This window comes from Paraburkholderia sp. BR14374 (assembly GCF_040948685.1).
Lineage (GTDB): Bacteria > Pseudomonadota > Gammaproteobacteria > Burkholderiales > Burkholderiaceae > Paraburkholderia > Paraburkholderia youngii.
This window is the reverse complement of sequence record NZ_JBFPKF010000002.1, coordinates 299,753-312,344: the sequence shown is the minus strand read 5'-3', so window position 1 is coordinate 312,344 and position 12,592 is coordinate 299,753. Positions and strand designations below refer to the sequence as shown.

Annotated in this window: 9 protein-coding genes; 7 read left to right on the top strand and 2 right to left on the bottom strand. The window is 67.2% G+C overall.

Features of this window, described 5'->3' with window-relative positions; genetic code table 11:
- Nucleotides 1–88 precede the first annotated feature (88 nt).
- Both recJ and AB3X86_RS05335 read right to left on the bottom strand, forming a co-directional pair.
- Entirely contained in the window at nt 89–1,795 is a 1,707-nt protein-coding gene (gene recJ, locus AB3X86_RS05340) for a single-stranded-DNA-specific exonuclease RecJ (protein WP_368595174.1), read from the bottom strand.
- A gap of 16 nt (nt 1,796–1,811) precedes the next feature.
- Nucleotides 1,812–2,930 carry a regulator gene (locus AB3X86_RS05335; RefSeq protein ID WP_368595173.1) on the bottom strand — a complete coding sequence of 373 codons (1,119 nt, stop codon included), beginning with the start codon at nt 2,928–2,930 and terminating at the stop codon, nt 1,812–1,814.
- A 306-nt stretch (nt 2,931–3,236) separates the two neighbouring features.
- On the opposite strand from AB3X86_RS05335, the gene AB3X86_RS05330 reads away from it, so the two are divergent.
- The 7 genes from AB3X86_RS05330 (at nt 3,237) to kdsA (ending at nt 12,485) form a co-directional block, all read left to right on the top strand.
- On the top strand, nt 3,237–4,490 hold the full coding sequence (locus tag AB3X86_RS05330; protein WP_368595172.1) for a lipoprotein-releasing ABC transporter permease subunit: 1,254 nt from the start codon (nt 3,237–3,239) through the stop codon (nt 4,488–4,490).
- On the top strand, nt 4,483–5,238 hold the full coding sequence (gene lolD, locus AB3X86_RS05325) for a lipoprotein-releasing ABC transporter ATP-binding protein LolD (RefSeq protein ID WP_013089806.1): 756 nt from the start codon (nt 4,483–4,485) through the stop codon (nt 5,236–5,238). Before AB3X86_RS05330 ends, lolD begins: the two co-directional genes overlap by 8 nt.
- A gap of 137 nt (nt 5,239–5,375) precedes the next feature.
- Entirely contained in the window at nt 5,376–6,164 is a 789-nt protein-coding gene (locus AB3X86_RS05320; protein WP_368595171.1) for a TatD family hydrolase, read from the top strand.
- Nucleotides 6,165–6,277: 113 nt separating this feature from the next.
- On the top strand, nt 6,278–8,908 hold the full coding sequence (locus tag AB3X86_RS05315) for a DNA internalization-related competence protein ComEC/Rec2 (protein ID WP_368595170.1): 2,631 nt from the start codon (nt 6,278–6,280) through the stop codon (nt 8,906–8,908).
- Nucleotides 8,909–9,025: 117 nt separating this feature from the next.
- The gene (locus AB3X86_RS05310) at nt 9,026–9,829 is read left to right on the top strand and encodes an alpha/beta fold hydrolase (RefSeq protein ID WP_368595169.1); all 804 of its coding nucleotides are present in this window, start codon (nt 9,026–9,028) and stop codon (nt 9,827–9,829) included.
- A 143-nt stretch (nt 9,830–9,972) separates the two neighbouring features.
- Nucleotides 9,973–11,634 (top strand): CTP synthase, encoded by a 1,662-nt coding sequence (locus tag AB3X86_RS05305; protein ID WP_368595168.1) that lies wholly within the window; start codon nt 9,973–9,975, stop codon nt 11,632–11,634.
- Nucleotides 11,631–12,485: a 3-deoxy-8-phosphooctulonate synthase gene (gene kdsA, locus AB3X86_RS05300; RefSeq protein ID WP_368595167.1), complete on the top strand. Its 855-nt coding sequence runs from the start codon at nt 11,631–11,633 to the stop codon at nt 12,483–12,485. Before AB3X86_RS05305 ends, kdsA begins: the two co-directional genes overlap by 4 nt.
- Nucleotides 12,486–12,592 lie beyond the last annotated feature (107 nt).

The following is a 12,592-nucleotide window of genomic DNA, read 5'->3' as shown; positions in this document are numbered from 1 at the left end:
AAAAGGAGAAATTATAGCCGATCGGCACGCCGCGCCGGAGCCCCGCGGGCGATCCCGCGCGGGTTCGCGATTGATTTTGCGGAAGATTTCAGCTCGCCGCGTGCTCGACGATCAATTGCACGCGCGACACGCCGTTCCATGTGTCGCTCGCGAGCCGGTAGGCGACGGTGGTGCGCGCGGGCAGCGTATCGGTGTGATTGAACCAGATCGCGTTGAAGCGCTGGCGGCCGCGCAACAGTTGCAGCTTCAGGTGCTTGTCCTTCACGAGCGCCTGCGACGCGACCTCGAATTCGCCCGAGAACACCGGCGCCGGAAAGCCCTGGCCCCATACGGCCGCGTCGAGCATCTCGACGAATTGCGGCGTGAAGTACGCGTCTTCCAGCTCGCCGTCGGTTTCGACCGTGCGCGCGAGCGCCTCCGCGGACAGCCATTCGCGGCCGACCGCCTCGAACGCGGCAGTGAAGCGCGGCACGTTCGCGGCGGCGATCGTCAGGCCCGCGGCCATCGCGTGGCCGCCGAATTTGACGATCAGGTCCGGTTCGCGCTTCGAGATCAGATCGAGCGCGTCGCGCAGATGGAAGCCCGGGATCGAGCGGCCCGAGCCTTTGACGAGCACGCCGGTATCGTCGGCGGGCGCGAACGTGAACGACGGGCGGTGGAATTTCTCCTTCAGCCGTCCGGCGACGATGCCGATCACGCCTTGATGCCAGCCCGGATTGAACAGCGTGATCGTGGTCGCGCCGTCGGGATCGACCGTCGACAGGTCGTCCAGTGCCTGCTGCTGCATGCCGGCCTCGATTTCGCGGCGCTCGCGGTTCATCGAGTCGAGCTGCTGCGCGAGTTCCCACGCGCGGCCGACGTCGTCGGTGGTCAGGCATTCGATGCCGAGCGACATGTCCGACAGCCGCCCCGCCGCGTTCAGGCGCGGTCCCAGCGCGAAGCCGAGGTCGAAGCCGGACGCGTTGCGCGCATCTCGCGCGGCGGCGCGAAAAAGGGCGGCGATCCCCGGCTGCATGCGACCCTTGCGGATGCGCTGCAGACCTTGCGCGACCAGCACGCGGTTGTTGCCGTCGAGCTTGACGACATCGGCGACGGTGCCGAGCGCGACCAGATCGAGCAGGCCGTCGAGGCGCGGTTCGGGCAGCGCGTCGCCGAACGCGCCGCGGCGGCGCAGTTCGGCGCGCAGCGCGAGCAGCACGTAGAACATCACGCCGACGCCGGCCAGGCACTTGCTCGGGAACGTGCAGCCCGGCTGGTTCGGATTGACGATCGCGCGCGCGGCGGGCAGTTCGTCGCCGGGCAGGTGGTGGTCGGTGACGAGCACGTCGATGCCGAGCGCGTTGGCGGCGGCGACGCCGTCGACGCTCGCGATGCCGTTGTCGACGGTGATCAGCAGATCGGGCTTGCCCGTAGCGCCGCGCGCCGCCAGCTCGACGATGTCCGGCGTGAGCCCGTAGCCGTGCTCCATGCGGTTCGGCACCAGATAGTCGATGCGCGCGCCGAACATGCGCAGTCCGCGCACCGCGACCGCGCAGGCGGTCGCGCCGTCGCAGTCGTAGTCGGCGACGACCAGCATGCGGCGCTGCTGCTGGAGCGCGTCCGCGAGCAGCGCGGCGGCCGCGTCGCAGCCCTTCAGCTCGACGGGCGGCACGAGCCGCGCGAGGCCGGTCTCGACCTCTTCGGGCAGGCACACGCCGCGCGATGCGTACAGGCGCGCGAGCACCGGATGCATGCCGCAGCGGATCAGTACTTCGGCATCGACGGGGGAGCAGGGGCGCGTAACGATTCGGGTCATGCGGAAGGGCCGTGGATCATTCGATGAAAAGCGAGGCCAGCACGCGCCGCCGCCAGAATTTGCGCAGATCGCTGCGCGTGACGGTCAGCGTCACCGAGCCGGTGTCGCCGCACAGCGTGAGGTCGAGTTCGGCGAGTTCGCCCGCCTGCAGCGCCGCGAGCGCCGGCTCGAACCAGTCGGTCTGCAGCGCGGCGAATGCCTGGTTCCAGCGCGCCCAGTCCTGTTCAATGTAGGGCGCGGAGAATGGATCGAGTTCGACGAGTGTCGCGCCGCTGCCGTTGGTTGCACGGCGCAGCGCCGCCGGCAGTTCGCGATACGACGCTGGCGGCGCGCCTGGCGTGATCCCCGCGCTGAGCGCGAGGCCCCGCGTCGCGGCGGCGTCGGACAGCACCTGCGCGAACGGACTGCGCACCGGCCGCGCGGCGCCTTGCGCGTAAAACCAGATCGAGTTGACGGCCGGCAGCCCGCGTGCCTCGCGCGCCTCGTTGACCGGATGCTCGAACCATGCCATCTGCACTTCGTTCTGCAGCTTCATCCATGCGCGCGAGCGTTCGCCGGAATGCGCTTCGTGGGGCAGCCAGATCTCGATGTTGCGGCCGCTCGCGCGCAACGGCGACGCACCCGCGAGCGTGCCGAACGCGTCGCTCGACAGATACCAGCGGGTCGGTTTCGGCGCTTCGATGCGCACGCCGAGCTCCTCGATCAGCGGACGCGCAAGCGCGAGCAGCGTGGCCGCTTCGTCGTCCGACAGATCGAGCGACGCGGGATCGATCAGCACCAGGTGGTCGTGCGCGATGTGCACGTGCACCGGCTGCACGCAGGCCCACGTCGCGCTGCCGGGTTCGCCGCCGTCGGCGCGCAGCATGTAGGGCGCGAGCGGGGCTTCGTCGGCGGCGGCCGAGGCGCCTGCCGTGCCATCGGGCAGCGCGCCGAATTGTCGCGCGACCCAGCGCTCGTGCGGCAGCGTGCGCTGGAAATCTTCGCCGATCACGCGTTCGATCAGCGTCGCGCGGGCGATCAGCCTGTCGAGGGCGGGGCTCTGGATGTCGTGAAGCGCGGTGGAGGCGTCGGCCGCGGCGGGCAGCGCGAAGGGCAGCAGAAGATGGAGGCGGTCGGCAGGCATGATGCTGCGCATTGTAGGGCAAACGGTGCGAGTATTTCGACGAGGCACGGTCGGTTTGTCGATCGCGAACCGAGGCATGAGCTTTGCGCGAGCCGGCGGCATTGTGTGGCAAACTTCGCGCTTGATCGCTGGGCGCGGCAGGGGCGGCGCACCGTGCAGCCACGCCTCCATGCGTCGGCGGAGCGGCAGGGCGGCTGGGCGGGCGAGGAACGATCCGCGCCGCCGCGAGCCCAACGATCACGACGCTCGGGCCGCTCGGCGCACGCTCGATGTCCGCCGCTCCCGACACACAGTCGAAGAACGCACAAAAGGATTCGCTTGAAATTTCCCTACGAATGGCAGATTGGCTGGCGCTACACACGCGCCGGCAAACGCACGACTGGCAACGGCTTCATCTCGTTCATCGCGCTGGTGTCGATGTCGGGCATCGCGCTTGGCGTCGCGGCGCTGATCGTGGTGCTGTCGGTGATGAACGGCTTTCAGAAAGAGGTGCGCGACCGCATGCTGTCGGTGCTCGCGCACGTCGAGATTTTTTCGCCGACCGGGTCGATGCCCGACTGGCAGCTCACCGCGAAGGAAGCGCGGCAGAACCAGCAGGTGATCGGCGCGGCGCCCTACGTCGAGGCCCAGGCGCTGCTCACGCGCCAGGATGCGGTGAGCGGCGTCGCGTTGCGCGGCATCGAGCCGACGCTCGAACCGGAAGTGTCCGATATCGGCAAGGAAATGAAGGGCGGCAAGCTGACCGACCTCGTACCCGGCGACTTCGGCATCGTGCTCGGCGCCGATCTCGCGGCCAACCTCGGCGTGCAGTTGAACGACAAGATCACGCTCGTCGCGCCCGAAGGCACGATCACGCCGGCTGGCATGCTGCCGCGCCTGAAGCAGTTCACGGTGGTCGGCGTCTTCGAGTCGGGCCACTACGAATACGACAGCACGCTCGCGCTGATCAACATCAAGGACGCCCAGGCGCTGTTCCGGCTGCCCGCGCCGACCGGCGTGCGGCTGCGCCTCACCGACATGCAGCGCGCGCCGGAAGTCGCGCGTCAGCTCGCGCGCACGCTGTCGGGCGATCTGTACATTCGCGACTGGACCCAGCAGAACAAGACATGGTTCTCGGCGGTGCAGATCGAGAAGCGCATGATGTTCATCATCCTGACGCTGATCATTGCTGTGGCCGCGTTCAATCTGGTGTCGTCGCTGGTGATGACGGTGACCAATAAACAGGCCGATATCGCGATTCTGCGCACGCTCGGCGCGCAGCCCGGCTCGATCATGAAGATCTTCGTCATGCAGGGCGTGACGATCGGCTTTATCGGCACGGCGACCGGCGTCGCGCTCGGCTGCCTGATCTCGTGGAGCATTCCGTGGCTGGTGCCGATGATCGAGCACCTGCTCGGCGTGCAGTTCCTGCCGCCGTCGGTGTACTTCATCAGCGAGCTGCCGTCCGAGCTGGTTCCGGCTGACGTCGCTCGCATCGGCATCATCGCGTTCGTGCTGTCCGCGCTCGCGACGCTGTATCCGAGCTGGCGCGGCGCGAAGGTCCGTCCGGCGGAGGCGCTGCGCTATGAATGACCGCCTCGTCCATCCCTCAACCGATTCATCCATGACCGCTCAGGACCCCGCATCGTATCCGTACGTGCTCGAAGCCACCGGCATTTCCAAATCGTTCGTGCAGGGTGGCCTGAACGTGCAGGTGCTCAACAATGCCGAGCTCGCCGTGCGGCGCGGCGAGAAGCTCGCGATCGTCGGCGCGTCGGGCTCCGGCAAGAGCACACTGCTGCACGTGCTCGGCGGTCTCGACGATCCGAGCGCGGGCGAGGTGTCGGTGCTCGGCAAGCCGTTCACGAAGCTCTCCGAGCGCGAGCGCAACGACCTGCGCAATCGCGCGCTTGGTTTCGTTTATCAGTTTCACCATTTGCTGCCGGAGTTTTCCGCGCTCGATAACGTCGCGATGCCGCTGCGAATTCGTCGCGAGACGACCGAAGTCGCGCGCCGTGAGGCGATGGCGGTGCTGGAGCGCGTCGGCATGGGGCATCGCGCGAAGCATCGGCCGGGCGAGCTGTCGGGCGGCGAGCGTCAGCGTGTCGCGATCGCGCGCGCGCTCGTCACGAAGCCCGCCTGCGTGCTCGCCGACGAGCCGACCGGCAACCTCGACGGCGGCACCGCCGATACCGTGTTCAACCTGATGCTCGAACTGTCGCGCACCCTCGAGACGAGCTTCGTGATCGTCACGCACGACCCGGAATTGGCGGGGCGCTGCGATCGGATCATGCGGCTGCGCGACGGCGTGCTGCACGAAGAACCGCCGGTGCCGGTCTGAACCCGGGTTGAGCCCGGGTTGAGCCCGGGTTGAGCAAAACCCCGGCACGGTCGTTGCGGGTGGTCCGCGGATGACCGACCGCCGCCGAGAACCGCCGGACCACCTTCGGTTCCGTTGCATTGCCAGTGAGACAACCCATGTGGATCGATACGCACTGCCATCTCGACGCTTCGGAGTTCGACGCCGATCGTGACGCGGTCGCGGCGTCCGCGCGCGATGCGGGCGTGTCGCGCATCGTGATCCCGGCGATCGGACGACAGAACTTCGCGGCGGTGCGCGAGCTCGCGCACCGTGTCGACGGCGGCGCGTACGCGCTGGGCATTCATCCGATGTACACGCCAGGGGCCGTCGACGCCGACCTTGACCTGCTGCGCATGGAGATCGAGGCGAGTCTCGACGATCCGCGCTTCGTCGGCATTGGCGAGATTGGGCTCGACTTTTTCGTCGACGGTCTGGACGATGCGCGCCAGCAATTTTTCTACAACGGGCAGTTGCAACTCGCGCGCGAGTTCGATCTGCCGGTCATCTGCCACGTGCGCAAATCGCAGGATCAGGTGATCGCGGGATTGCGCCGGCATCAGATCCATCGCGGCATCGCGCACGCGTTCAATGGCAGTTTCCAGCAGGCTCAGGCTTATATCGATCAGGGCCTGCATCTCGGGTTCGGTGGCAACCTGACGTTCGAGCGCGCGCGGCAGATCCGCCGACTCGCCGAACGGCTGCCATTCGACGCGCTGGTCGTCGAGACCGACGCGCCCGATATCGCGCCATCGTGGATGTACAGGCAGCGCAATTCGCCGGAGCAGATTCCGGCGATCGGCGCGAGTCTCGCGCAACTGCGCGGTGTCACTTCCGACGCAGCAGCCCTTGGCACAACGGCTAACGCGCTCGCCGCGCTGCCGCGACTCGCGCTTTCCTCTGCATAATCGATTCCGTTGATCGAAAGGGTTCGCGCCGGGCGACACCCGTGCCCGGCGGGCTCGCTGCTGCCTGCTCGCCGGCGCGTGACGACGCCCGGCGCCAGTGGCGCGGAGGGCGGATGCGGGCAGTCTGGTGCGGGTTTGTGTTGGGGGTGATCTGGCTGCAGCAGCAGGCGGTGTTGCCGGATGCGGGCGGATGGTGGGCGTTGATACTGGCCGGCTCCACGGCGGCTGGCGTTGCCGTGTGGGGTTTGCGTGGCGATAGGGTGGGTGCGGCGTACCGGCTCGAATACGAGCGGCGCTTTTCGAACCAGTTCGCTACCCGCGCATGGCGCGATGTCCGCATGCGGCGGGTCGCCGGTTGGGGCGCCGTGTGGTGCGCGGCGATCTGCGTCGGTTTCGGATATGCGGCTCTGCGCGCTCATACGCGGCTCGCCGTGAGTCTGCCGCATGAGTGGGAAGGGCGCGACATCGAGGTGGTCGGCGCTATCAAGGGACTGCCAACGCTCGATAACAAAGGCGCGCGCTTCCTGTTCGACGTCGAGACCAACGATGCGCGGCTCGCCGCCTTCCCGCGCGTGATCCAACTCGCCTGGATCGCGCGCGACGCCCCGGCGCCGCGGCTCGAACCGGGCGAGCGCTGGCGTCTGACAGTGCGCCTGAAGCGCCCGCACGGCAACGCGAATTTTGGCGTGCGCGATGCCGAGGCGAGTCTGCTCGCGCGCAACGTCCGCGCGACTGGTTACGTGAGCGTGCCGGAGCATGCGCGGCGGCTCGCCGGTCGCGCGCGAGGGCTCGCCGTGCTGGTCGACCGCTGGCGCGCCGCGTTGCGCGCGCGTATCGACACGGTGCTCGCCGATGCGCCGCATCGCGGCATCGTCGTCGCGCTCGCGATCGGCGCGCAGGACCAGCTGAGCCGCGCCGACTGGCAATTGATGCGCGGCACCGGCACGAGTCATCTGGTGGCGATCTCGGGCTTGCATATCGGCCTGGTCGCGGGGCTGACCGGCTGGCTCGCGGCAGCAATCTGGCGACGCTCGGGCTGGCTCGGCCGCAACTGGCCGCTGCGCTTGCCCGCGCAGCTCGTCGGCGTGACGGCCGGGGCGCTATTCGCCGCGCTGCATGCCGCGCTCGCGGGCTTCAACGTGCCGGCGCAACGCGCGCTGTGGATGGCCGCACTCGTCGCGCTGGCGTTCGTCGGTGGCCGGCAACTGGCGCGCTCAACGGTGCTCGCGTGGGCGCTCGGGCTCGTGCTGCTGGTCGATCCGTGGGCGGTCGTGTCGGCCGGATTCTGGCTGTCTTTCTGCGCGGTCGGCGCGATCCTGTTCGCGATGGCGGGGCGGCCGCGCGTGCGCGGTCCACAGGCGTCCCTTCGGCATGAAGACGAAGAGGGCGGCGCGGCGCATGGTAGGTGGCTGGCGCTGCGTCCTGACTTGATCCGGCATCTGCGTGCCTTCGCCGAACGCTTGCGCAGCGCCGCGCACGTGCAGTTCGCGGTGACGGTCGCGCTTGCGCCGCTGACCGCCTACTGGTTCGCGCAGATTCCGCTCGTCGGTCCGCTCGCGAATGCGTTCGCGATTCCGTGGGTGAGCGCGCTCGTCACGCCGGCGGTGCTCGCGGGCGTCGCATTGCCCGCGCCCCTCGACGCGTTCGCGTGGCGCGCCGCGCACACGCTGCTCGATGGTCTCGTGGCCGGCCTGGAGCTGGTGTCGGGACCGCGCTGGACGCTGTGGTGGTTGCCGCAGCCGCATGCGTGGGCGCTCGCCGCGGCTGCAGTCGGTGTGCTGTGGTGTCTCGCGCCGCGCGGCTGGCCGTTGCGCTGGGCGGCGCCGCTGACGTGGCTGCCGCTGCTGATGCCCAGTGCAAACGGCGCGCTCGCCGAGCCATCGGGCGCGTTCCGTCTGACTGCGCTCGATGTCGGGCAGGGCACGTCGGTGCTGGTGCAGACCGCGCATCACGCGTTGCTGTTCGATGCCGGCCCCGGCCCGGAATCGACGCATGCTGGCGAGCGAGTGGTGGTGCCGTTCCTGCAGGCGCAAGGTGTGACGATGCTCGATACGCTGATGATCAGCCACGACGATTCGGATCATTCGGGCGGCGCGCCGGCAGTGCTCGACGCGATCGAGGTTCGTCAGCTGGTGGCCGGACTGAAGCCGGACCATCCGCTGTGGCAGAAGGCGAAGCAGCATGGCACGCGGACGCTGCCGTGTGTGGCGGGGCAGCGCTGGCAGTGGGACGGTGTCGAGTTCGCCGTATTATGGCCGGACGCCGGGGCGCTCACCGGCAAGGCGAACGAACATTGCTGCGTGTTGAGAGTCAGCACGTTGCCCGCCGCCAATGCAGGCCAGGCGGCGGAGGTCAGTGCGAACGCGCCGCGTTTCGCGGCTCTGCTGACCGCCGACATCGAAGCGCCGACCGAACGCGCGCTGCTCGCACGTGATCGCGAGATGCTACGCGCGCAAGTATTGATAGTGCCGCATCATGGCAGCAAGACCTCGTCGACCGAACCGTTCCTCGACTCTGTCGCTCCGTCCATCGCGTTATTTCAGGTAGGCTACGAGAATCGTTTTCATCATCCGAACGCGGGCGTGCTCGCGCGCTATGTGGCGCGTCATATCGAGCTCGCGCGCAGCGATCGGGATGGCGCCGTCAGGGTCGACGTCAATCCGGGCGTGCGCGCTGAGGAGGGCGCCGCGCTCACGCTCGAGCGCTATCGCGACACGCAGCGCCGCTACTGGATGGAGCCCTGAGCGCGTCGCCGCTCAATGAGCGCAGCGGCGCAGACAACGGGCGCAAGCAGCGGTATGAGCAGCGGCAGAGGCGCAGCACCCGCCCGCGCGTAAAAAACACAACGGAGATTGCCGCAGTTGAAAAACATCATCCATTTCTCGCACGCGAACGGCTTTCCGGCCTCGACTTACCGGACCATCTTCGCCGAACTCTCCGACGACTACGAGGTGCGCTCGATCGAGCGGATCGGTCATGATCCGCGCTTTCCGGTCACGCAGGACTGGCCCCATCTGGTCGACCAACTGCTCGACGATATCGTGCGCAAGTACGAGCAGCCAGTGTGGCTCGTCGGGCATTCGCTCGGCGGTTATCTGTCGCTGATGGCGGCGCTGAAAAAGCCGCAGTGGGTGAGGGGCGTCGTGATGCTCGACTCGCCGGTGATCGCCGGCTGGCGCAGCAGCATGCTGCGCGTGTCGCAATGGACCGGGCTCGACGAGCGGCTGTCGCCCGCCGCCGCGACGCGCAAGCGCCGCACGCAATGGGCTAGCCGCGACGAAGCCTGGCGGCACTTCCATTCGAAACCCGCGTTCGCGCGCTGGGACGAGCGCATGCTGTCCGACTACATCGACTTCGGCATTCCGCAGAGTTCGCCCGACGGCACCCGCGTGCTCGCCTTCGATCGGCGCACCGAATACCAGATCTACCGAACTTTGCCGCATACGCTCGGCGCGCGGCTCGCGCGCGGCGCGTCGGTGCCGGTCGGGTTCATCGCCGGCACGCACTCGAAGGAAATCCGCCAGGTCGGTCTCGACGCGACGCGGCGCGCGACCGGCGGGCACGTCGAGTGGATCGAGGGCAGCCATCTGTATCCGATGGAAAAGCCGATCGAAACCGCGCGCGCGGTGCAACGCATGTTGCGCGAGCTGGAGCGAACCGCCTGACGCGCTGCGCGCACGAAACGGGCCCCAAACTGCTGCGCCGGCTGCCACGCGAAGCGGCATCGGCGCGCGGCGGGCGGGTCGTTTTTTGCTGGGTCGGGACCATCCTTTACGGTATAATCCGTTTTTCCCGCGAGCATCCAGCGATGACCAAATATGTTTTCGTCACCGGCGGCGTAGTATCTTCCCTCGGCAAGGGTATTGCCGCCGCTTCCCTCGCCGCGATCCTCGAATCGCGCGGTCTTAAAGTCACCCTCCTCAAGCTCGATCCCTACATCAACGTCGACCCCGGCACGATGAGCCCGTTTCAGCACGGCGAAGTGTTCGTGACGGAAGACGGAGCGGAAACCGACCTCGACCTTGGCCACTACGAGCGCTTCATCAGCACGAAGATGCGCAAGGCCAACAACTTCACCACGGGCCAGATTTACGAATCGGTGATCCGCAAGGAACGCCGCGGCGATTATCTCGGCAAGACCGTGCAGGTCATTCCGCACATCACCAACGAAATCCAGGCATTCGTCGAACGCGGCGCAGCTTCTGCAACGTGCGGCGAGCCCGATGTCGCGATCGTGGAAGTGGGCGGCACGGTGGGTGACATCGAATCGCTGCCGTTCCTCGAAGCCGCGCGTCAGATGAGCCTGCGCCTCGGCCGCAACAGCGCGTGCTTCGTGCACCTGACGCTGGTGCCCTGGGTCGCCACGGCCGGCGAGCTCAAGACCAAGCCTACCCAGCACAGCGTGCAGAAGCTGCGCGAAATCGGCATCTCGCCGCACGTGCTGCTGTGCCGCGCCGACCGCCGCATTCCGGACGACGAGCGCGCGAAGATCTCGCTGTTCTCGAACGTGCCCGAAGACGCGGTCATTTCCGTGTGGGACGCGGACAGCATCTACAAGATTCCGCAGATGCTGCACGACCAGGGTCTCGACGCGATCATCTGCGAGGAGCTGAAGCTCACGCCGAAGGCGGCCGACCTTTCCATGTGGTCCGACCTCGTCGAGAAGCTGCAGAACCCGAAGCACGAAGTGACGATCGGCATGGTCGGCAAGTATGTCGATCTGACCGAGTCGTACAAGTCGCTGATCGAAGCGCTGCGTCATGCGTCGATGCATACGTCGACGCGCGTGAACATCGAGTACATCGACTCCGAAGAGATCGAAACGCAAGGCGTCGAAAGCCTCAGGCATCTCGACGCGGTGCTTGTGCCGGGCGGCTTCGGCCGTCGCGGCACCGAAGGCAAGATTGCCGCGATCCGCTACGCACGCGAAGCGAAGGTGCCGTATCTCGGCATCTGCCTCGGCATGCAGCTCGCGGTGATCGAATTCGCGCGTGACGTGGTCGGCCTGAAGGACGCGAACAGCACCGAGTTCGATCAGGAAACGAAGAATCGCGTGGTCGCGCTGATCACCGAGTGGTACGACCGCGAAGGCCGCGTCGAGAAGCGCACCGAAGAGTCGGACCTCGGCGGCACGATGCGTCTCGGCTCGCAGCGCTGCCCGATCAAGCCCGGCACGCTCGCCGAAGAGATCTACGGCACGGACGTGAACGAGCGTCATCGTCACCGTTATGAGGTGAATAACCGTTTCGTGCCCCAGCTCGAAGGGGGTGGCCTCATCATTAGCGCCCGTACCCCGAGCGAGGATCTGCCGGAAATGATGGAGCTGCCGCGCAGCATGCACCCGTGGTTCGTCGGCGTGCAGTTCCACCCCGAATTCACGTCCACGCCGCGTGACGGTCATCCGCTGTTCAAGTCGTTCGTCGAAGCGGCGCTCGCGCATCAGCAGTCGAGGGTCGAGGAGAAAGCATGAAACTGGGCGATTTCGAAATCGGGCTCGACAAGCCGTTTTTCCTGATCGCCGGTACCTGTGTCGTCGAATCCGAACAGATGACGATCGACACGGCCGGCCGCCTGAAGGAAATCTGCGGCAAGCTGAACATCCCGTTCATCTACAAATCGTCGTACGACAAGGCCAATCGCAGCAGCGGCAAGTCGTTTCGCGGTCTGGGCATGGACGAAGGTCTGCGTATCCTGTCCGAAGTGAAGCGCCAGCTCGGTCTGCCGGTGCTGACCGACGTGCACGCTGAGCACGAGATCGAGCAGGTGGCGTCGGTCGTCGACGTGCTGCAAACGCCCGCGTTCCTGTGCCGTCAGACCGACTTCATCCACGCGTGCGCGCGCTCGGGCAAGCCGGTCAACATCAAGAAGGGCCAGTTTCTCGCGCCGCACGACATGAAGAACGTGATCGACAAGGCGCGCGACGCCGCGCGTGAAGCGGGTCTGTCGGAAGACCGCTTCATGGCGTGCGAGCGCGGCGTGTCGTTCGGCTATAACAACCTCGTGTCGGACATGCGTTCGCTCACGATCATGCGCGAGACCAACGCGCCGGTCGTGTTCGACGCGACGCACTCGGTGCAGTTGCCGGGCGGTCAGGGCACGAGCTCGGGCGGCCAGCGCGAATTCGTGCCGGTGCTCGCGCGCGCCGCGGTGGCGGTCGGCGTCGCGGGTCTGTTCATGGAAACGCACCCGAATCCGGCGCAAGCGAAGTCGGACGGGCCGAACGCGGTGCCGCTCAATCGCATGGCCGACCTGCTCGAGACGCTCGTCACGCTCGACCAGGCCGTCAAGCGCGGCCCGTTCCTCGAAAGCGACTTCAACTGATTCAGGTGTGCGCCGCGTGTCACGATTGCTCTCGATAATCGACCCGCGGCGTTTTCGCATAATGGTCGTCGAACGTATCGGCGCGCGAGTTGTCTGTCGGGGAGACC